This is a genomic window from Verrucomicrobiia bacterium (assembly GCA_035574275.1).
Classification (GTDB): domain Bacteria; phylum Zixibacteria; class MSB-5A5; order DSPP01; family DSPP01; genus DSPP01.
In genome coordinates this window covers 14,253-35,311 of sequence record DATLYY010000031.1, presented here as the reverse complement: position 1 = coordinate 35,311, position 21,059 = coordinate 14,253, and the positions used below count along the sequence as shown (strand labels likewise).

Annotated in this window: 21 protein-coding genes and 1 tRNA gene; 11 read left to right on the top strand and 11 right to left on the bottom strand. The window is 53.8% G+C overall.

Going from position 1 to position 21,059, the window contains the following annotated elements; translation table 11 throughout:
• The 6 genes from VNL73_05305 to liaF all read left to right on the top strand — a co-directional run.
• A partial coding sequence (locus VNL73_05305; GenBank protein HXF48825.1) for a prolyl oligopeptidase family serine peptidase occupies positions 1-476 on the top strand: 476 nt, incomplete at its 5' end.
• A gap of 13 nt (positions 477-489) precedes the next feature.
• A complete protein-coding gene (locus VNL73_05300) occupies positions 490-819 on the top strand; it encodes a rhodanese-like domain-containing protein (protein ID HXF48824.1) in 330 nt (109 codons plus the stop codon).
• Positions 820-1,072: 253 nt separating this feature from the next.
• Positions 1,073-1,585 (top strand): GNAT family protein, encoded by a 513-nt coding sequence (locus VNL73_05295; protein HXF48823.1) that lies wholly within the window; start codon positions 1,073-1,075, stop codon positions 1,583-1,585.
• Between the two features lie 164 nt (positions 1,586-1,749).
• Positions 1,750-2,436 (top strand): hypothetical protein, encoded by a 687-nt coding sequence (locus tag VNL73_05290; GenBank protein ID HXF48822.1) that lies wholly within the window; start codon positions 1,750-1,752, stop codon positions 2,434-2,436.
• A gap of 41 nt (positions 2,437-2,477) precedes the next feature.
• Complete coding sequence (locus VNL73_05285) at positions 2,478-3,110, top strand: zf-TFIIB domain-containing protein (GenBank protein ID HXF48821.1); 633 nt, start codon at positions 2,478-2,480, stop codon at positions 3,108-3,110.
• An 854-nt stretch (positions 3,111-3,964) separates the two neighbouring features.
• Complete coding sequence (liaF, locus tag VNL73_05280; GenBank protein ID HXF48820.1) at positions 3,965-4,534, top strand: cell wall-active antibiotics response protein LiaF; 570 nt, start codon at positions 3,965-3,967, stop codon at positions 4,532-4,534.
• 65 nt (positions 4,535-4,599) lie between these two features.
• On the opposite strand, the gene VNL73_05275 is transcribed toward liaF, so the two are convergent.
• From VNL73_05275 to VNL73_05260, 4 genes are all read right to left on the bottom strand, one after another.
• Complete coding sequence (locus VNL73_05275; protein HXF48819.1) at positions 4,600-5,274, bottom strand: MIP family channel protein; 675 nt, start codon at positions 5,272-5,274, stop codon at positions 4,600-4,602.
• 69 nt (positions 5,275-5,343) lie between these two features.
• Entirely contained in the window at positions 5,344-6,399 is a 1,056-nt protein-coding gene (arsB, locus tag VNL73_05270; GenBank protein HXF48818.1) for an ACR3 family arsenite efflux transporter, read from the bottom strand.
• Positions 6,400-6,409: 10 nt separating this feature from the next.
• The gene (locus tag VNL73_05265; GenBank protein HXF48817.1) at positions 6,410-7,063 is read right to left on the bottom strand and encodes a DUF2238 domain-containing protein; all 654 of its coding nucleotides are present in this window, start codon (positions 7,061-7,063) and stop codon (positions 6,410-6,412) included.
• Positions 7,063-8,367, bottom strand: a complete 1,305-nt coding sequence (locus VNL73_05260) for a glycine--tRNA ligase (GenBank protein HXF48816.1) — start codon at positions 8,365-8,367, stop codon at positions 7,063-7,065. Before VNL73_05260 ends, VNL73_05265 begins: the two co-directional genes overlap by 1 nt.
• A 186-nt stretch (positions 8,368-8,553) precedes the next feature.
• Between VNL73_05260 and VNL73_05255 the strand changes: the two genes are divergently transcribed.
• The 4 genes from VNL73_05255 (at position 8,554) to VNL73_05240 (ending at position 12,860) form a co-directional block, all read left to right on the top strand.
• A complete protein-coding gene (locus tag VNL73_05255; GenBank protein ID HXF48815.1) occupies positions 8,554-9,930 on the top strand; it encodes a pyridoxal-phosphate dependent enzyme in 1,377 nt (458 codons plus the stop codon).
• 104 nt (positions 9,931-10,034) lie between these two features.
• Positions 10,035-10,610, top strand: coding sequence for a sigma-70 family RNA polymerase sigma factor (locus VNL73_05250; protein HXF48814.1), 576 nt, complete (start codon positions 10,035-10,037; stop codon positions 10,608-10,610).
• A 128-nt stretch (positions 10,611-10,738) separates the two neighbouring features.
• Positions 10,739-11,995 (top strand): polymer-forming cytoskeletal protein, encoded by a 1,257-nt coding sequence (locus VNL73_05245; GenBank protein HXF48813.1) that lies wholly within the window; start codon positions 10,739-10,741, stop codon positions 11,993-11,995.
• Position 11,996: 1 nt separating this feature from the next.
• Positions 11,997-12,860 (top strand): toast rack family protein, encoded by an 864-nt coding sequence (locus tag VNL73_05240; protein HXF48812.1) that lies wholly within the window; start codon positions 11,997-11,999, stop codon positions 12,858-12,860.
• A 2-nt stretch (positions 12,861-12,862) separates the two neighbouring features.
• Here the strand turns inward: VNL73_05240 and VNL73_05235 are convergent, their stop codons facing one another.
• The 3 genes from VNL73_05235 to VNL73_05225 all read right to left on the bottom strand — a co-directional run bounded on the left by VNL73_05235 (position 12,863) and on the right by VNL73_05225 (position 16,508).
• Positions 12,863-14,755, bottom strand: a complete 1,893-nt coding sequence (locus tag VNL73_05235) for a serine/threonine-protein kinase (protein HXF48811.1) — start codon at positions 14,753-14,755, stop codon at positions 12,863-12,865.
• Between the two features lie 99 nt (positions 14,756-14,854).
• Positions 14,855-15,364: a cupin domain-containing protein gene (locus tag VNL73_05230; GenBank protein HXF48810.1), complete on the bottom strand. Its 510-nt coding sequence runs from the start codon at positions 15,362-15,364 to the stop codon at positions 14,855-14,857.
• A 175-nt stretch (positions 15,365-15,539) separates the two neighbouring features.
• Positions 15,540-16,508 carry a bifunctional methionine sulfoxide reductase B/A protein gene (locus VNL73_05225; GenBank protein ID HXF48809.1) on the bottom strand — a complete coding sequence of 323 codons (969 nt, stop codon included), beginning with the start codon at positions 16,506-16,508 and terminating at the stop codon, positions 15,540-15,542.
• Between the two features lie 239 nt (positions 16,509-16,747).
• On the opposite strand from VNL73_05225, the gene VNL73_05220 reads away from it, so the two are divergent.
• Positions 16,748-18,535, top strand: a complete 1,788-nt coding sequence (locus VNL73_05220) for a DUF885 domain-containing protein (GenBank protein HXF48808.1) — start codon at positions 16,748-16,750, stop codon at positions 18,533-18,535.
• Between the two features lie 17 nt (positions 18,536-18,552).
• Here the strand turns inward: VNL73_05220 and VNL73_05215 are convergent, their stop codons facing one another.
• The 4 genes from VNL73_05215 to tadA all read right to left on the bottom strand — a co-directional run bounded on the left by VNL73_05215 (position 18,553) and on the right by tadA (position 20,782).
• A complete protein-coding gene (locus VNL73_05215; protein ID HXF48807.1) occupies positions 18,553-19,596 on the bottom strand; it encodes a hypothetical protein in 1,044 nt (347 codons plus the stop codon).
• Positions 19,597-19,703: 107 nt separating this feature from the next.
• A tRNA-Ser gene (locus VNL73_05210) sits at positions 19,704-19,793 on the bottom strand.
• Positions 19,794-19,811: 18 nt separating this feature from the next.
• On the bottom strand, positions 19,812-20,297 hold the full coding sequence (locus tag VNL73_05205) for a hypothetical protein (protein ID HXF48806.1): 486 nt from the start codon (positions 20,295-20,297) through the stop codon (positions 19,812-19,814).
• Positions 20,298-20,299: 2 nt separating this feature from the next.
• The gene (tadA, locus tag VNL73_05200; GenBank protein HXF48805.1) at positions 20,300-20,782 is read right to left on the bottom strand and encodes a tRNA adenosine(34) deaminase TadA; all 483 of its coding nucleotides are present in this window, start codon (positions 20,780-20,782) and stop codon (positions 20,300-20,302) included.
• Between the last annotated feature and the right edge of the window lie 277 nt (positions 20,783-21,059).

Genomic DNA, 21,059 nt, shown 5'->3' with positions numbered 1-21,059 from the left:
GTGTTTACGACTTTCTGGCCTCCCGCCGCAATTCTGCCAACCGCCTCATTTTCGTCTATGGATATTCTCTGGGAACGCTTGCCGCCATCCAGGTAGCGGCTCACCGGCCCGTAGCGGGGGTTATTTTGGAAGGTCCCTTTTCTTCTGCCGAAGACGTCATTCCGACGTGGGGTGGTTTGTTCCCTTGGCCGCTTCGCTGGTTTGTTCGCGTTAGACCGGATGAAAAGCTCCGCAACCGCCGTCCGCAGCCAATCGACATTATACGGAATGTGTCGGCTCCACTGCTTGTCATACACGGCACCAAAGACCAGATTGTCCCAATTGATTTCGGCGAAAAGATGCTCGCCGCAGCAGCCTCCTCTCAAAAACACTGGTGTCCTGTACAAGGTGCAGACCATGGTCTTCAACCGCCGTTCGACAGTATGGCCGACTCTTGCTTGAAGGATTTTATCCGTATCTATGGACGAGTCGAATAAACGGTCCTAAAAAATGGAAAACGAAGAAATCTTCCCGCTCGAACTCAAAAAATTGTTGCAAGGCCCGCGTAACTTCATCCTTCTGGACGTCCGCCAGCCCTGGGAAAACGAGAAAGTGGCTTTCCCCGACTCGCTGCTTTTCCCCTTGAACCGGCTGGTGATGGAAAAGCCGGACATTCCGGAAGACCGGGAAATCATTGCCTACTGCCACCACGGCGTCCGGAGCAAAACGGCTTTGGAGCTTTTGAAACGCCACGGCTTCAAAAACGTCAAACATTTGGCCGGTGGCATCGATTTATATTCCCAAACCGCCGACCCCTCCGTCCCCCGCTATTTCAAGTAGGGGCAACTCCCCGTGGTTGCCCGTTTTGTCTTTGTTTTCTGTAGGGGCAGACCGATGTGTCTGCCCGCTTTTTTGTCCCCCTTATCAAGGGGGACGAGGCCGCAGGCCGGAGGGGGTGATTTTTTTGTCCCCTCCTTACGAAGGAGGGGATTAAGGGGAGGTTAAACCAAACATTTTCCTTATATTCCATATTGCAAAACAAAATGAAACCCCAAGAACCCCTTCCGCTTGAACTGAAAACCCCCGCCTGATTTTGGAGCCCCTGCAACCCCGTCATGCCCATTTGTTGTTCAAAACGCTTTCCGACCCCGCCATCTACACCTTCATCCCCTTCGACCTGCCCAAATCGGTGGAAGCGCTGACCGAGCGCTACGGGCATCTCTCCGTCGGCCATTCGGCGGACGGCAAGGACATCTGGCTCAATTTCGCCATCCGAAAATTGGAGGACGGCGCCTATCTCGGCACCGTTCAGGCAACCGTAACCGGCAAACGGGCCTATGTCGCCTACGAACTCGGCCCCCAACATTGGGGAAAGGGCTACGCCTCCGAAGCTGTCCGCGCCCTTATTGCCCATCTTTTCACCGCCTACGGCGTCGAGGTAATCCGCGCCGAGACCGACACCCGCAACGGCCGTTCCGCCGCACTTTTAGAGCGCCTCGGTTTTGTCCAAATCGAAACCAAGGAAAACGCCGACTTTTTCAAGGGCTCCCCTTCTCACGAGTATATCTATGAACTTTTGCGGGAGGCGTGGGATGGCATTGCTTAAACTGCCGACCCAACCGTTCCGAGATACGTTAAATAAGAAAGAAATCATATCGACCTAAAGATCGATTGACAATTAAAGATAAGTGAAAGAAATTACTTCAAATGAATAGAAAGAATAGTCAGGTATCTCGCTATGGCAACGAGTCGAGTTAAACTTCAAACTAAATGACCATCTTAATCTTGCTTGTTTCCATTGGGGCCTTACTCCTTGTGATGGCTTTTGCAAGCGCTGGAATTTTCCTCTTGGGTCGTTGGTTCTCATCAAAAAAGGATCGTCGTCAACGCTTCGAATCGTCCAAAAAATTGTACGAAGAAGCATACCTACTTCACAAGGAGGGGCGAAAAACTGAAGCCCTCGTTATAGCGAGCCGTGCGCTCGGAGAGTTCGAAACTCATGAAACCTGCAATTTAATTGGGCACATAGTTGAAGAGTTAGGCGAACACCGAGCTGCCTCCTCTTTTTGGTCCAAGGCACGCTGGTGTCCCGGAGTGCCTCCAGACTGGAAGGTCTATTATTACTACCGTGAAGCCAGGGCCTTCGAGAAGGAGAAAAATTGGGAGTTTGCTCTTCTTCGTTCACGCGATGCAATAACGATGGTCGAAAAGGGGCACCTGCCAGCAGAAGTAAACGGTGTTAATTATGAAGAACAGTTGCGGGCCATTCTTATGTACGCTTCGTTGAACCATCTTCATGGTTCAGAGGGTTGGGAAGCAGCGAAGCAACAAGCTGAATGGTTAAAAAAGAATGCCAAAAACTCGCTGCTACAACGGTGTGGACACTCTCTTTCTTCGGCAGACGAGGCGAGGATCGCGATGACAGAACTTTTAGATAACGATATTGAACGACTTTAAAATTACCCTCTTCTGCCGATGTTTTAATAAAAGGGGGCGAAATGGAAATTAAGGCAAGAGCAAGACCAAACACGGCAAGCGATTTGACCTGTCCGCATTGCGGCGGCGCGGTTTCCGCAAAGGCCCGCACCTGCCCCCACTGCAATGGCCCCCTGTTTCACGATGGCAAAACGATTGAAACCCCCGTCTGCCCCCGCTGCCGCGTGGAACTGAAAAAGGTAAAAGCGGAAGGGGAAGACGAACTGGAAACCTGCCCAAATTGCGGCGGATATTGGCTCGATTATCAAAACTTCGCCCGCGCCACCAACCCGCAAAGATTGGCGAGAGAATTCGCCGATTCCAAAAACCACTGGCACAAGCCCGAAACTGGCCCCATCCAATATGTCTCCTGCCCCCGCTGCGGCCGCTATATGAACCGGGAGAATTTTTCAAAAATCTCCGGCATCGTCATCGACCGCTGCGGCGACCACGGCGTCTGGCTGGATTCCGGCGAACTGGATAGAATCCGGCTCTTCATCGCCGCCGGCGGCCTGGAACGCCTGCAGGATAAAAAGCTGGACAAGTTAAACGAGGAATTGCGCGAGCTCGCCTCCCGCGTGCAGGGGGAGGAATTTATGACCCGGCTTTTGCACTTCTGGAACCCCAAACGCATCTTCTTCAAAGGCCGGATTTAAGTCCGCCGGACGCGCCGCTTTCCCCCACAAAAAAGCAGGCCTTGTGCTTGCGATTTTGAGAATTTTGGGCGCAGCTATAGCAGTAACTTTGTACCGGCTACAAAATCGGGGGGATTTTGCAGGCGTTTTTGTAGGGGTGAACCTTTAGGTTCACCCAAGGACGCACCTGAAGGTACGCCCCTACGTTTTTATTTTAAGGGAAGGGAGAGGCGGGCCTTGCGGCCCGGCCCTCTCGCCTTTCCTTTTTTTGTTTCTTTTTTTTACGTGCGACAGGTTTTAAAACGGCCGTGAAAGTGGGAGACGGAACCTACGCTGATACGGGGAATCGGTTCCCCGGTATGGTGGTCCTCTCCGTGCGGCCCGCCTGTGTATTTGTTCTGCCCTGCGCGCGGCAGGCCCCCGCGAAGGCGCTTTGGGTCTAAAACCGCTTATCCCTTTCAAGGATGAAGCGGGGTTACCGGTTGGTAAGAAAAGTCAGCCGTCCTTTCCCCTCAACCACTGGGGGGAAATCAACCCCGGAAGGGAGGGTGGCCGTGTTTTGTGGTTGATACCGGCACCCTTAGTCCTTACGGGGTTCGGCATTGGCACGCCCAATGCGGCGCCATTACCGACCCGTTTGCACGAGAGGGATGGCGGCTTGGGGATTACCCCGAACCACGTCCCTCTACTAAAGGCCCACCACCCGTTTTTCACTCCGAAGTTGTAGTGAATTTGCTGATGGGGGAAATGGGCACAAGATATTGTGCTCCTACAAAGATAGGGGTTAGAAATTCGTCCACGCTTCGCTCGGAATGGCAGGGAGAAGTTTTGTTTTTCCGGCAACTTTTTTCCCGAATTATGCGTAAATTAAGCCGATGAATCGCAGGAACTTCTGGCGCGGCTTTTGGGGGCTTTTTCTTTTGGCCGTCGGCATCCTCTGGATTCTGAACAATTTCGACGTCATCGATTTTGACTTCGGCGACGCCCTGGCCCTCTTTTTCCCCCTGCTTTTGATCGCCATCGGATTTCTTCTCCTTTTCCGCCCCCGCCCGCCCGCCGCGGGTAATGAAGGAATGACGGACAAGCACATCTTCCGCGCCTTCGGCGACGTCAAACTCTCCGGCGAAAATCTGGACCCCAACGGGCTGGAGGTCTCCACCGGCTTCGGGGATGTGGAGTTGGACTTGACCCGCGCCCGCTTTTCCGACGGCGAAAACGCCCTCTACCTCCACACCGCCTTTGGGGACGTGGAGGTGAAAGTGCCGGAGGGCGTAGCCGTCTCCGCCTCCGGCGGCTCGGCCTTTGGGGATATCAAAATTTTGGGGCAGGCCGAGAAGGGAATCGGCAACCAGCTTTCCAAAGCCGACCCGAATTTCGAATCGCAGGCCAGGCGCCTGCGGGTCCACGCCCACACCGCCTTCGGCGACATCACAATCTCGCGCTGATTAACTCTCTCGCAAATAATAAAGCCGGGTCTTAAACGACCCGGCTTTTCGCTTTCTGAAATCTGTTACGCTTTCTTGGCGAAAAATTTATTGTAGATAAGCGCGGCGGCGATGCCCCCCAAAAGCGGCCCGACCCAATAGACATAGTGATTGGCCCAAAAGCCGGCGGCTAAAGCGGGACCAAAAGCCCGCGCTGGGTTCATTGCCGCCCCGGTCAAAGGCCCGCCGACCAAGATATCCATGGTGAGAACCAGCCCGATGGAAAAGGGAAAAATCGCTTTGGGCCCCCGCTCATCCACCGCCGTGGCCAAAACGACGTGCACGAGGAACATGGTCAAAATCGCTTCGATTAGAATCGCTTTCCCCGCTCCAATCGAATCACTCACCGCCGGCGTCCCTAAATTGACCGGCCCCCAGATATCCATCGTGAAAATCAATCGCAGAACAAACGCCGCCACGGCGGCCCCCAAAAGCTGGGCGATAAGATAGCCCACGGCCTTTGCGGCGTCGATTTTCCGGGCCAGAAGCACACCAACCGTGACCGCCGGATTGACGTGCGCGCCTGAAATGTAGGAGAAAATCGAAACGATGACGAAAAGCGCCACCCCATGGGCCAGTGCAATGCCGACCAACCCCACGCCGCCGACCGTGAAGCCATCCGTGCAGACGGCCCCCGCCCCAATGAAAATTAGAATAAAAGTTCCTATAAACTCGGCTAAAAGCGGACGCAAACGTTCCATCTTACCTCCTCTGTGCGACGGTTAAACTGCTTGTCGGGGGGGAATATACAACTCCCTTTCCCCCATCCGTCAAGCGGTTTGTGAAGCGAATTTTCCCTTCCATTTCAACGCCACGTTAACCAGCAGTACCAGTACGGGAACTTCAATCAAGGGGCCGATGACCGTGGCGAAGGCCTGGTTGGAGGCGATGCCAAAAATCGCCACGGCGACGGCAATTGCCAGCTCAAAGTCGTTGCTGGCGGCGGTGAAGGCCACCGCCGTGGCCCCCTCGTAGGGGATGCCCATTTTTCGTAAAATCAGAAATGAAGAAAACCACATAATCAAAAAGTAGATGGCCAGTGGAACGGCCACGCGCAAGACATCCAGCGGCAGCTTGATAATGTACTCCCCCTTGAGCGAGAACATCACCACGATGGTGAACAGAAGCGCCACCAAGGTAATCGGGCTGATTTTTGGGATGAACGCCCTTTCATACCACTCTTTCCCCTTGAGTCGGATGAGCGAAAAGCGCGTGACGACGCCAGCTGCGAAGGGTATTCCAAGATAAATGAACACTGTTTTGGCCGCCTCCCATATCGAAATGCGGACATCCAGGCCGGGCACCAGTCCGAACCAGTTGAGCAGAAGGGTGATGAAAAAGTAAATGTAGACGGCGTAAAACAGAACCTGGAAAACGGCGTTGAAGGCCACCAGCCCCACGGCCAGCTCCCGGTCTCCCCCCGCCAGTTCGTTCCAGACGATGACCATCGCGATGCATCGCGCCAAACCGACCAAAATCACGCCAATCATCAACTCCGGGTAACCGCGCAGAAACAAAACCGCCAGCGCGAACATAACCACCGGCCCGACAATCCAGTTTTGAACCAAAGAGATGGCCAAAAGTTTCTTGTTCTGGAAGACGCGGCCCATTTCCTCATACTTCACCCGGGCCAGCGGCGGATACATCATCAGAATGAGTCCAACCGCTATGGGAATCGAGGTCGCCCCGATCTGCAAACCGGCGATAAATTGCGTGACGCCCGACGAGAAATAACCAATGGCCACGCCCGCCACCATGGCGGCCAGTATCCAACCGGTCAAAAACCGATCCAAAAGCTTTAGTTTTTTCTTTTCCAAGTCGGACATTTAAAACTCTTTATATCGTCGCAGGTTTTTTATGGTACCATTTTCTCAAAATCGCCGTGGCGGTCATGCTGATGAGCGCCCCGGTGGCCGCCAGCCCCATATCTTTTTGGGCGTCCCAAATATCCCCTTGCGTCCCCAGCCAGGCATCCCCGGCTTCCGGCGAAATGAGCGAGGCAATCAGCCACTCCATAATTTCGTAGGCACCGGAAAAAGCGAGCGTAACGTCGAACGGCAGATAGTAGGCCCAAAACCCCCGCACGGAGGCAACCCGCAAAAAGACCTCCCGAATCGGGTACGCCATCAAAAGCCCGAAGGAAAAATGGACGATGCGGTCGAAGTGGTTGCGGGAAAAACCGAAGGTATCCCGAATCCAGAATCCAAGCGGCACTTCCGAATAGGTCCAGTGCGAGCCGATGGTGTGCAAACTCATAAAGAGGGTGATTAGGATGTAGGACATATCGGAGAGCGGAAAAATCCGGTACGTGCCGACGAGCAGGCCGACCGTGGCGAAGACCAGAAGATTTTCGATGAACCAGTCCAGCCGGTTGAGGGGACTGATAGCCATTACAATCCAGAAAACCAGATACCAGCCCAAAAGGATTTGCAGCAGGCGATTTTGCCGAAAATCCGCCTGCACCCGCATGGTGGAAGTGGTGAAGCCCACTAAATCTCCACTTTCTTTTGCAAAATCCCTTCCAGTTCGGAGATTTTGTGCCGCGTTTGCTGCATCGTGTCCCGGTCGCGGAGGGTCACGGTTTCATCCTGCAGGGTTTGCGAATCGACGGTCATGCAGAAAGGCGTGCCGACTTCATCCATTCTTCGATACCGGCGGCCGACCGCCCCCTTGTCATCATAGAAAATTTTGAACTTTTTGCGCAAATCGTTATAGATTTTTGTGGCCACCTCCGGCATTCCGTCCCGGTTGACCAAGGGGAAAATGGCCGCCTTGAACGGGGCAATGTGGGGGGCGATGCGCAGAACCGAACGGGTCTCCCCTTTCACTTCCTCCTCGTAGTAACCGTCGATTAAAACGGTAAGCAAGGTCCGGTCGCACCCCGCCGAGGTCTCGATGATGTAGGGGATGAAGCGCTCCTTGGTCGGCTCGTCAAAATAGGAAAGCTCCTTGCCGGTCGCCTGCGAATGGCGGGATAAATCGAAATCGGTGCGGTTGTGAATCCCCTCCAGCTCCTGCCAGCCGAAGGGGAACTCGTACTGGACATCGTAGGCGGCCTTGGCGTAGTGCGCCAGCTCCTGCGGGCTGTGCTGGTGGAAGCGGAGTTTTTCCTGGCGGATTCCCAATTGATGGTACCATTTCATCCGCTCCTGCCGCCAGAATTCAAACCATTTTTCATCCTCCTTGGGATGGACGAAAAACTGCATCTCCATCTGCTCGAACTCCCGCATCCGGAAGATGAAGTTGCCGGGGGAAATCTCGTTGCGGAACGCCTTGCCAATCTGGGCGATGCCGAAGGGAACTTTTTGCCGGGAGGGCCCCTGCACGTTCAAAAAGTTGACGTAAATCCCCTGCGCCGTTTCCGGGCGCAGATAAACGATGGCCGCTTCCTCTTCCACCGGCCCCATAAAGGTCTTGAACATCAAGTTGAACTGCCGGGCCTCCGTCAGCTCCCCCCCGCATTTAGGACAGCGGCCGGAAACGGTTTCATCCGCGCGGAAGCGCCCCTTGCACTTTTTGCAGTCCACCATCGGGTCGGTGAAGTTCGCCACGTGTCCGGAGGTCTCCCAGACCTTGGGGTGCATCAAGATGGCGGCGTCCAGCCCCTCGATGTCGTCCCGCAGAAGGGTCATCGAGCGCCACCAGAACTCCTTGATGTTCCGTTTAAGCTCCACCCCCATTGGGCCGTAATCCCAGCAGGCGTTCAAACCGCCGTAGATTTCGGAGGATTGAAAGATGAACCCCCGCCGTTTGGCCAAGGAAGAAAGTTTTTCCATCACGGTATTTTCTGCCATTCTTTATCCTCTCATAAATCGTAAATTTCGAATCGTTGCCAGAAGGGGCCAATATAGAGGAAGCCCGTCCCCTTTTCAAGGCGCATAAAAGCGAAGTTTGATTCTCTTTTCCATTTGATTTTTTGCCGTATCCCCTTAACTTTCATTCACCCCCGTGAGCAAATTCGAAAACGGCGGGCAATAATTATGGCGATGGTGGAAAACATCCTGCAGGCGATTGGCAGAACCCCCTTGGTGCGCTTGAACAAGATGGTGCCGGAGGGGGCCGCCGAACTCTGGGCCAAAGCGGAGTTTTTGAACCCCGGCGGCAGCGTCAAGGAACGGATGGCGTTGCACATCATCGAGAAAGCCGAACGGGAGGGGGTTCTGAAACCGGGCGGCACGATTATCGAAAACTCCTCCGGCAATACCGGTGTGGGGATTGCCATGGTCGCCGCGCTCAAGGGGTACAAGGTCACCATCACCATCTCCGACAAAATGTCCGCCGAAAAGGTGAATTTACTGAAGGCCTTTGGAGCAAAAGTTGTCATCTGCCCGGCCAATGTTCCGGCTGAATCCCCCCTTTCGTACTACGAAACCGCCAAGCGGCTGGTGCGCGAAACGCCGGGAGCTTTCTTTTTGAACCAATATCACAACCCCGAAAACATAGAAGCACACTACCGCTGGACCGCCCCGGAAATATGGGAAGAAACGGGGGGAAAGTTCGACGCCTTTGTGGCCGGCATCGGCACGGGGGGCACCCTCTCCGGCATCGGCCGGTTCATAAAGGAAAAAAATCCTAATATCAAAATCATTGCCGTGGACCCGGTCGGCTCGGTTTTTTACACCTACTTCAAAACCGGCAAACTTCCCACTCCTCACGCCTACAAAGTCGAGGGGGTTGGCGAGGATATGCTGGTTAAAGCAATGGATTTTTCGGTGGTGGATGACATCATCCAGGTAAACGACCGGGAATGTTTTTTCACCGCCCGGCGGCTGGCCCGGGAGGAAGGGCTTTTTGCCGGCGGCTCCTCCGGCGGGGCGGTCTTTGCGGCCTTGAAAGTGGCGGAGGAACTGGGGGCCGGCAAACGGGTGATTACCCTTCTCCCCGACTCCGGCAATCGCTATCTTTCCAAGGTTTTTTCCGACGAATGGATGCGCGACAACGGCTTTTTGGAAGAGGAGCCGCGGCTGGGAAGAGTCCGTGACATTCTGGCTATGCGCAAGCACAAAGTCATCACCGCCGGCACCAAGGATATCGTTCACAAAGTCATCGACAAAATGAAGCGTTACGACATTTCCCAACTGCCGGTGGTGGAGAACGGCAAACTGGTGGGAATGATTCGGGAAGTGGATTTGCTGAACTATATGGTCACCGGCCGCCATCGCATTTCCGAGCCGATTGAAGTCATCGTCGAAAAAAACATCGAAACGATAAGCCCCGAGGCCTCCATTTCCGCCCTGTCAGAGAAATTTGTGGCCGGGCAGGACACCGCCGTGGTGGTGGTGGATCAGGGGAAAATCGCAGGGCTGGTTTCCAAAATCGATTTGATCGACTACCTCGCCAAAAAGTTCAAGGATTAGTTCCTCCGCCCTTACCAATCCGAAGGTAAAACCTCCTCGCCTTGCCCTCAAGCGAATATTTCCTATCTTTGCGCCGTGTGAAAACCAGAAAAGACCGGTGGTGAATGCCGCACGAAGATGATTCCGCGCTGATTAAAAAGGCGCTTTCCGGCGACCAAGCCGCCTACCAGCGCCTTTTGGCCCGCCACAAAGCCGGCGTTTTTCACATCGTTTTCAAAATGGTGCGCAACCGGGAGGAGGCGGATGATTTGGTGCAGGAAACGTTTATGAAGGCCTTCGCCTCGCTGACCAGCTATCGGGAGGAGTTTCGCTTCACCACCTGGCTTTACCGCATCGCCGCCAACGCCGCCATCGATTCCTTGCGCAAGCAGAAAATCGAGGCGATGTCCTTGGACGAGCCGGTGGAAACTGAGGAGGGGACGGTGGGGCTGGAGATTGCCGACACCGCCTTCAACCCGGAGGAGGATGCCTTAAAGAAGGAAAAGGGGCTTTCCATTCTGGACGCCATTGCTTCCCTGCCCCCGAAGTACCGGGAGGTCATCGAGCTGGTGCACTTGAAGGAAAAACCGTACGACGAGATCGCCGCCATTTTGAAAGTTCCGGTCGGCACGGTGAAGGCGCGGATTTTCCGGGCGCGGGAACTGCTGAAAAAAAAACTGAAATCGCTGCGAAGTTATTGAATGAAAACGGGTCTTTTACAACCGATAATAAATGCAACTTATTGCACTCGGAATTCGATATATATAGTGGTATGACAAAACGAGCGGTTATCTATGTCCTGCCTGCCCTTCTGCTCTTCGGAGGGTTTGTGTTTGCGCAGGACACCAGCCGGCCGACCACCCGGAAAAAGGGCCGCATCACCCCCACACCGCCCGCCGTAACCGTCGAAAACGATTCCGTGCGGGTGATTGTCGGCGAAAATGAAATAATTGTCGAAACCCCCTACGGGAAAACCAAGGCGATTCCGATTCCCCCCATCCCCCCTGAGGAAGCGTTGGAAATGAGCCGTTTGAAAGCTTTGCAAGGCCAGAAAAAATATGAAAAAAGCGGCTTTGTTCTGGGAGATTCTGTCTTTTTGGAGGAGCCGCCGGAGGTGGAAAAAAGCTACCGGTCCCGGCTTTCCACCGGGGACCGGGTAACCTTTGGCCGCACCATCCGGGTGGATGAGGATGAAGAAATAACCGGCGACGTGGTGGCCATCTTCGGCCGGGCGGGAATTGAGGGGAAGGTCAACGGCGACGTGGTGGTCCCCTTCGGATCGGTCTACTTGGGCCCGAGGGCTGAAGTGGACGGGGACGTGGTCACCGGGCGTTTGGACAAGGAGGAGGGGGCGGTCATCCGCGGCAATTTGGTTACGGTGGGGGTTTCCGATCGGGGTATCGGTGTCATCAAGGGCGCCCCCCCCGCTTTGGTGTACAAGGGAAAACGGTATGACTTTTACGACGACGGCGCCCCCTTTGCCAACCTCCCTATTTTTCTTGTCGTCACCATCCTCTCCACAGGCGTTTTGCTTTTGATATACATTTTGACCTGGGCCTTGGTGCCGCAGCGGGTGGAAACGGTTCGCAACCAGTTGACGGGCGGTTTTTTGAAATCCTTTTTCATCGGCTTTCTCGGGGTTCTGGCCATCCTCCCCGTTTTCATTTTGCTTTTGGTGACCATCATCGGCATCCCCGTGGCCTTGATTGTGCTTCCGCTCGCGCTCATCCTCGCCACTTTTCTGGGGGACACGTCAATATGCCTCGCCGTCGGGGAACGGATTAAAAAAACGCTTAACTTCACGACGGAGTCCAAAATCTTTTTGATTGCCGCCGGCCTTTTGGTCCTGGAAATCCCCTTCATTCTTGGGGCCTTGCTTCTGATTATGGAAGGGGCGGCCGTGGGGATGGCCATCTTCCTGCTCATTTTTGGAGGCCTGCTCAATTTGGTTTTATGGATGGTCGGTTTCGGGGCCGTCATTTTGACCCGCTTCGGCGGCCGAACCAAACTCGCGGCCGCCGTGCCGCCCCCGCCGCCAGCGGCGCCGGTGTTTCCACAACCTTCCACCCCTCCCGCAGGAGCATAATATGAAAATCTCGCGTGCTTTATCGGTGTCCGGACTTCTGACTTTGGCCCTGCTTGCGCAAAATGCCCGGGCCGGCCGCACGGTCACCGAGGAAAAAACCATCCCGCTTAAAAACGAAAAAACGCTGGAGACAACCCTCGATTTCGGCGCGGGGGAGCTGGAGCTGAAATCAACCCGCAGTTCCGCCAGCCTTTTCGAAGGCCGCTTCACCTTCCGTCCAGGAAGGATTGAACCGGAAGTCCGCTACTCAGCAAGCCGCACGGTCGGGCGGCTCGATTTGGAAACCCACTCGATTAAAAAACTCTTTTCCGACCGGGACGCCCGCAACGAATGGGATGTCCGGTTTTCCACGGAAGTGACCCACGTCTTTGAAATCAACATCGGCGCCTGCGAAGCGACATTGGACTTTTCCGACCTTCCCGTTGAAGAGTTGAGCCTCGATTTGGGGGCCGGGGATTGCAAGGTGGCTTTCAACACCCCCAATCCGGTTGAAATGAAAAGGCTGGAAATCAACGCGGGCGCCTCCGAGCTGGTCATTTTTGGATTGGGAAACGCCCGTTTTCAACGGCTCGATTTCGACGGCGGGGTGGGGGATTTCACCCTCGATTTTTCCGGCGACTTTGAAGGGGACCGGTACGCCGAAATATCCGTGGGGCTGGGCTCGATTGAAATCCGCTTCCCGCCGGAGCTGGGGGTGCGGGTGCACAAGGACGGGGCTTTTTCCTCGGTCGATTTCGATCCTGATTTGGACGAGGTTTCCGACGGCGTTTGGGAGAGTTCCAACTACACCCGGGCCAAAAACCGGCTCACCATCGACCTCTCGATTGGCATGGGCTTGGCCGAGTTGAAGCGGGCCGAGTACTAATTTTACTTTTTCGGCCGGAAAATGTGCCGCACGGTGGCCGAACTGCCGTCCCCGATGAAAACCGTGGTGTCGAAGGCCAGCGGTTCTTTGCCGAAACCGGGGTGCTTTAAGCTGATTTTGTAGGAACCGGATTCCAAAGTGGTGTCGAAGGCCGGCCCTTCCCTTCCGGCCGGGCGGCCGTCGATGAAAAACGAGGCCTTGGGCACGGCGCGCAGGCTTAATTCCCCTTTTGGCAGCGTATAAGTGACCGTGACCGGCTTGCCGGCGGGAACCTGCACGGTCTGGACGAATCCGGTCCGGTTGGGAACCTGCACGGAAACCGTGTGGGTGCCGGAAACTACCTCCAGCTTTTGGCCGCTGTTTGCCACCTGCACATCGTTCAACAAAATCCGCGCCCCCTTTGGCACCCCTTTTAAGGTAATCCATTGGGCCAACCCCGGCAGCCGCACATTTCCGAAGTTTTTGCTCTCCCCGGGAGCCAGTTCAAACAGGATGGTGGTATCCCGGTATTCCTTGGCGGAAAGGCGAAGTTCATGCCGGCCGGGCGGAACGGAGACTGCCTTGTCCACGGCCACCGGCTGGCCGTCCAGAAAAACCTGCGCCGCCGACGGCTCCGTGTTCAAGGCAAAACTTCCCGGCTGGTCCGCCAAGGGGGCGGCCTGCGCCCCGCCGGTGGCCGAAACATCCAATTTCTGATTCTTCCCGGAAGCGATTTGCACCCCTTCCTTCCAGACGACCTGCCCCTCTTTTTCGATGGCAAGCTGATATTTCCCCTCGGCCAACGAAATTCCTTCCGGCGAATAATCCGTTTTTTTGCCATCCACTTTTAAAATTCCCCCTTCCGGAAAGTTTTCCAGAATCAAAGTCGCAGGTGGAAGAACCACCCGGAATTTTTGGTCGTTTTCCGGACGGGAGGCAATCTTCAAGGCCACGAAGATCCCGATGGAACCGAGGATCAAAACCGCGGCAACGGCCGCGGCCGCCCGCTTGAAACTGAACTCAAAAAACTTGCGGGCGGGCGATTCCTCCCCCTCTTTTTTCGGCTTGGGAACTTTCCTTTTCTTCACTTTTTCCCGCGGCATCGCTTGGAGGGCAATCAGCATCTCCTCCGCCGATTGGAAGCGGTCGTCCGGATTTTTCTCCAAAGCCCGCAGGATGATGAGCTCCAGGCTGGAACTGACCTCCGGATTTTTGTCGGAGGGGGGCGGCGGCGGCTCTTCAATGTGCGCCTTCATCAGAAGAAAATGATTTTCCGTTTCGAAAGGGACGTGGTTGGTGGCCATCTCGTACAAGGTCGCCCCAAGCGAGTAGATGTCTGTGCGGGCATCCACCGGCTTGTGCTCAATCTGCTCCGGGGAGATATAGAGATAGCTGCCGACAATCCGGCTGGTGGTGGCCAAAGTCTGGGCGCCGGAGCCGGAGACCTTGGCGATGCCGAAGTCCATGATTTTGACCAGTCCCTGGTTGGTGACCATGATGTTTGAGGGCTTGATATCCCGGTGGATGATTCCCGCCTGGTGGGCCATTGAAAGCGCCGGCAGAACCTGCTTCATAATCTCCACAATCTTTTCGGTCTTGAGCGCCCCCTCCGCTGCCAGCATCTGGTCGACGGTCCGCCCCTGGATGAACTCCATCGCCAGAAAGTTGTTCACCTCGTCGAATTCATAGAGGATGGCAATGTTGGGGTGGTTGAAACGGGCCAGAGCCCGCGCTTCCTGCCGTAGCCGGTCACGCAGCTTTTGGTCTTCCGTGATTTCCGCCAAAAGCACCTTTAAGGCCACTGGCCGGTCAAGGGTCAAGTCGGTCGCTTTATAGACCGCCCCCATGCCGCCCTCGCCTAACTTCTCCTCGATGCGGTATTTTCCGACAATGTGTCCGACTAACAGTTCAGCCATTCTTTTTATACTTTCGGCAGAAAATATACCAATCTGCGCCGCTCCCGCCAGCAAAAAAAGAGGCCGGGTGACCGGCCTCTTTCGACGCTTAAGGAAAAATTACTTCGATACCTTGGCCTGGCGGGGGTCATCCGCCGGGTTGACGTAGTTGATGCCCCAGGGCCCAATGCCATGCACCTGCACCACGGTTTCTTTTTTAGTCATCGCAAAATGCCGCGTGCCGGTGGCCATCACGGCAAAGCCGCCCGGCGTGAGCTCTTTCATCACCTTTTCGTCGAACTTGTCCCCCAAACCCATATAGAAGCCACCGGAAATGACGGTGACATGCTCATCGGCCGGGTGCCAGTGCGGCGCAACTTTGTAATTGGCTGGCACCTTAATCCGCATGGTAAACGGCCCCGCTTGGGCCGGGTCCCCTTCCAAAACGGCCAATTTGGCGCCCGAAGGCAAAGCCGGCGGAGCATCAACCCATTTTAACTCCGGTTCAATCAGCATAATGTGGTCGGGCTTCTGTCCGGAAGCCATCCCCATTTGCTTCTGCTCATCGGCCCAAGCCCAAGCAAGAGCCGCGAGCACCAGAACAATTGTAAGAACAGCCAATCGTTTCATTTTAACCTCCTTTGGTTCATGGTTTTCGGGCATAAAAATTAAAGCGGCAACGAAAGTTGTCAAGCGGGTCAAAGTAATGAAGCAAGCAGGGCATCTCCTTGGAAAAGCCCCAGAGCCCCTGCTCCCGGAAAATACCCCCCGGCAGAGACTGGGGAGCTACCGGTTGAAGAGAGAATCAAAACCGCTTAACCGGGCGGTGACAGTACGGTTCCTTACCGGTTTTCGCGTAGTAGTCCTGATGGTAATCCTCCGCCGGCCAGAACTCCTTGGCCGGGCGCAATTCGGTCGCCACCTTGAATCCCTTGGTTTTCAGCAAGCCAACAAGTTTTTCAGTCGTCTTTTTCTGCTCTTCATCCACATAGAAAACCACCGATTTGTACTGCTCGCCGACATCCGGCCCTTGGCGGTTCACCTGCGTCGGATCGTGGATTTCAAAAAAGAGCTTGGCCACTTCTTCATAGCTGGTTTTGGAGGGGTCGAAGGTCACCTCGTTGGTCTCGATATGCCCGGTGTTGCCGTTGCAAACCTCCTTGTAGGTGGGATTTTTCTTGTTCCCACCCATATAGCCGACTTTAACATCAATTACACCCTTGGCCTGCTTCAAGTAATATTCCGTTCCCCAAAAACATCCCCCCGCAAAATAGGCCTTTTGTGTCTGCATTTTTGTTTTCCCCTCTGTTTTGGACGAACCCGCCGGTACGAACTTCAAGGAAATCGAATTGACACAGTGGCGCGTATCCTTGTCGGTAAACCCCTCCCCGGTGAAAACGTGCCCCAGATGTCCGCCGCAGTTTACGCAGATGATTTCCGTGCGCATTCCGTCCGGGTCGGGAATTCGCTTGACCGCGCCGGGGATTTCGTCGTCAAAGCTTGGCCAGCCGCAGTGTGAGTCGAATTTGTCCTCCGAGCGATAGAGCTCCGCCCCGCACCGCCGGCAGGTGTAGGTTCCGCTCGCTTTGTTGTTGAGATACTCCCCGGTGAAGGGCATTTCCGTTCCTTTGTGGACGATTACCCGCTCCTCTTCCGGGGTCAACTTATTGTAAGTCACGTTCTTGGTTTCCTCCTTCTTACCTTTCGATAAAACCAGCCCGAACACCCCCAGTAAAACCGCCGTCAGCCCCATAAGTATAATGGATGTTTTCATACCGGCAATAACCTTCACCAAAGCCCCGCTTGTTCCGGGTTTTTTGAGAATTTTTTGTTCCACTTTTCGTTCTTAACGCTGCTGAAATTCCGGTTTGCAATATCCCAAACAGGACGGATTCGGGTTTTGTTCCTTCCTTTTTTCCAATTGACAGAGCGGATGGATAATCGTAAAATGGCCCGGTTGGGAGGAAATGGCCATTGATAAAACTTCTCGGATTTGTATTATTGGGCTCTCTTATGGCGCTGCCCGCACCGGTTTCCGCGCAAACTGAAATGAGCGCTTTCCAAAAAAAGCTGGCCGAAATCATTCAGTCCAAAGGCAAAACCGCCGACTCGGCGCGTTTGAAACAGCTTTTTGACGAGTATTGGAAATACAATATGGAGGAAAACCCGGAATGGGCCACCTACATCGGCTATCCGGGGCTGAACGACCGCTGGGGCGACCGGTCGCTGGCCGCCATCGAGCGGCGCAAGCGGGAAAATCTTTCGATTATGGAGGCGGTCAACTCCATCGCCAAAGAGAAACTTTCCCAAACCGACCAGCTTAATTACGACCTTTTCAAGGATAGAATCGTTTTGGATATCGAAGGGGCGGAGTTCCCCTCCGAACTGATGCCCATCTCCCAGATGGGCGGGGTTCAGCAGGATATCGCCCAACTTTTGACCATCAGTTCCGCCAATTCGGTCAAGGATTACCGGGATATTCTGTCCCGGTTAAAAGCGGTTCCTGCATTGGTCGCCCAGGTGCGAACGCTTTTGGAAAAGGGTTTGAAGGAAGGGGTCACCCCGCCGCAGGTTACTCTGCGGGATGTTCCCCAGCAGGTGCGGAATCAAATCGTGAAAAACCCGGCCGAAGCGCCGGTTTTGGTCGCCTTCAAGGAATTTCCCAGTACGATACCGGCAGCCGAACAGGAAAAACTCCGCAAAGAGGCGCATTCGATTTACAGCCGTGAAATCGTGCCGGCTTTTGAAGAGCTGGCGAATTATCTCGAAAAAACCTACATCCCCGGCTGTCGAGCCGGCATCGGCTTGTCGGAGCTTCCCAACGGAAAAAAGTGGTATGCTTATCTGGTCAAGTCGTACACCACCACGGCGATGACGCCGGATGAGATTTTCAATGTCGGGGAAAGCGAAGTAAAGCGCATTCGCGCCGAGATGGAAAAGGTTATCAAAGAGACTGGCTTTAAAGGAGATTTTGCCGCCTTTTCCCAGTTTTTGCGCAAGGACCCGCAGTTTTTCTTTACCAAACCGGAGGATTTGCTAAAAGCCTACCGGGATATTTGCAAAAGGGCCGACCCGGAACTGATCAAGCTTTTCGGCCATTTGCCCCGGCTGCCGTATGGCATCAAACCGGTACCGGCCTATGCCGAAAAATCGCAGACGACCGCCTATTACGAACCGGGTTCGCTCAAAGCGGGCCGTCCCGGCTACTATTTTGCCAACACCTATGATTTGAAATCCCGGCCCAAATGGGAGATGGAGGCCTTGAGTTTGCACGAGGCGGTGCCGGGGCATCATTTGCAGACCGCCATTGCCCAGGAGCTGGAGGAGCTGCCGGAATTCCGCCGCTGGGGCTGGTACACGGCGTACGGCGAAGGATGGGGGCTTTATTCCGAGGGTTTGGGATACGATATGGGGTTTTACGAAGACCCTTACTCCAAATTTGGGCAGTTGACCTATGAAATGTGGCGCGCCATCCGCTTGGTGGTGGACGTGGGGATGCACTGGAAGGGCTGGAGCCGCCAGCAGGCCATTGATTATTTTACGCAGAACATCGGCAAGGCCGAACACGACATTACCGTGGAAGTGGATCGTTACATCGTTTGGCCCGGGCAGGCCCTGGCCTACAAAATCGGGCAGTTAAAAATTTCGGAATTGCGGGGAATGGCGCAGAAGGATTTGGGGGAGAAATTCGACATCCGCGCCTTTCACGACTTGGTTTTGGGCAGCGGCCCGGTGCCTTTGAATATCCTTGAACAGATGGTCAAGGAGTGGGTCAAGAAGAACAAAGACAGCAAATCCTGATTTTTCCGCTTCACCCTCTAAGTTTTGAAGTAATCCTCGATAAAACCCGCAAAACCAGTATCCCACCCTTTTGTACTTTTCAGTTCGCGTTTCCACGTTAAAATATCGTTTCCGATCTTACGAGTTTCATCACCACGATTTACAACATACAAAGGGGTATTAAGTTTCACGGTTTCAAAAATTTCCTTTATTACTTCATCTGCGGCTCGGTAACCAACAAGGTAGATTTCTGTTGCTTCAGCAATAATTCTTTTCGCAGCATCGATTATTTGTTGTTTAAATCCCACAAATTGCTCATACATTTTACTTGTCAACGGAAGCAAAACCAAGGGATAGGCATATTGGTTTTTAAATCGGGAAGAAGCAATGACATCCAAGTCGTTAAGAGCAGAGTGAGACGGGAGCCACATTTCAGGGTTGCCCATTTCAAGGGGGTCAAAGAAAAATCGACTACTTGCCACACTAATTCTCGCCTTAATATCAATTGCCACTTCGCCTTGCTGTATTGCAGGGTCACTCGTGCGCTTCAAAATAAACCAATTCACGGAGCCATGAGGTTTCAGATAGGGAAAACTACTTAGATAGTCCTCAATCCTTAAGAAGGTTCTACCGTAAATCTCTTCCAGTGCCCGGTCTAAAAGGGTATCATAGTTGAAATTAATCACCCCAAAGAGTTCATCCCGGTCTTTTAACTTTTTAAAAAAAATCCTATAAAGATTTTCTGAGCTATAAGTTCTTGATACGTTCTGCAAAAGCCACCAAATATAAAATGTAATTCTTCCAAAATCTTTCCTCTCGGCATCCATTGTCATTCTGTGTTTTTTCTGAAGAATAGCTTGCCACTTATCTGTTAATAACTGTTCAAGAGGACAGCCGGACACAACCGCATTGTGGTATTCAACAAAATCATCGCCAGTAAAACCTAATTGTTCAGCGTAAGACCAGTATTGTGGTTTGAATAGGTCATCGACCAATGGCGCTTTTTGACTTTCCCCAATCCTGTTCGAATCGTTTTGGGAAGCCAAAGACGCTCCAGCACCAAAAATAAACACTTTCATCAATTACCTAATATATATCACTTTTCCTGAAAAGACGGCGCTACGCACACGGCGTGGCTGGAGCCATTTTCGATTCTCGATTGCTCGGCCAGAATTCTTAAACAGAATTCTGGCGGAGAGGGAGGGATTCGAACCCTCGAGACCCGCAAGGGCCTAACGGTTTTCGAGACCGCCCCATTCAACCGCTCTGGCACCTCTCCAGAAAAATCGGACGGAATTTACGCGCCGCCCGTAAAACCCAAAAGCTTTTTCACCAGCTCCGGCCGGGGGCGCAAAAACTGGTAGCCGAGCAGGTTGAAAACCAGAAGCAAAAGACCCTTTTCCACCTGCCCGCCCAAAACAAAATACGCAAATCCCAAAACGGCGGAAACCAGACAAAGCAAGTATATGGTTATCGTGGTGCTCAAAAGCACGCCGGAAAGGGTGGCTTTGCGCGCTTCCGCCAGCGCGGCCATCCGGGAAGGTGTCAAAAGAAAGAAGCGCATCCAAGCCGCCACTCCCAAATCAGCCAGCGAGACGAGCAGAAAAAGGATAAAAGCGATGTTCAGAACTTCCGGCAAAACGTGTAAAACCGTGCCGGTGCCGGTCAAAAAATAGGCAACGAGCAAAAGGCCGGTGGGAACGCCCAAATTCAAGAGCATCCCCCAGATTAAAACCCGCTTTAAGGTCTCTTCAAAAATCTGCCGGGTTATCAGTTCCTGCATCACTACCCCTTATTTACGGGTTTGTCACGCAAAGTTTTGAAAAATTTTTTTAAGAGCGCTTCCGCCTCCGGCAGCGGTTTGAACTCGACTTTTACCTGATGGTTAAACCTGCCATTGGCCAGAATGTCCACCACCGAGCCGCAGGCCCCCGCCTTGGGGTCGCGGGCGGCAAAAACCAGCCGGTCGATCCGGGATAGGATGGCCGCCCCGGCACACATCACGCAGGGCTCGAGGGTGGAAAAAAGGGTGACGCCGGAAAGCCGCCAGTCGCCCACGGTTTGTGAGGCGGAGGTGAGTGCAATCATCTCGGCGTGTGCTGTGGCATCCTTCAGCGATTCCACCTGATTATGCCCCCGGCCCACGATTTTGTTTTCGAAAACGGCGACGGCGCCGACCGGTACTTCCTTTTTTTCAGCGGCTAAATGCGCTTCGACCAGCGCTTTTTTCATCCAGAAACTGTCGTCAATTGCGGGGAGTATAGCCATCAGGTCTGCAAAAAAACTGGTTTCAAACCTATCCGTAGCCAAGAAATTGAATCTTAAAAGCGCGCCCAGGAGGAGTCGAACCCCCAACCTTCTGATCCGTAGTCAGGCGGCCACATAAAAAAGCGACTTTGTTGTACCACAACGAGTTAGCCAATGACAAAAACTAAATTCGTATGAGAATCTGGCGGCCTTTTTGGAGCCAACTTTTTTGTGTTTCTAAAGCCGCCTCTCCTATTTCTCCGCCTCCTTTCTTGTTTCAAAACTCCTTCCTCCATTC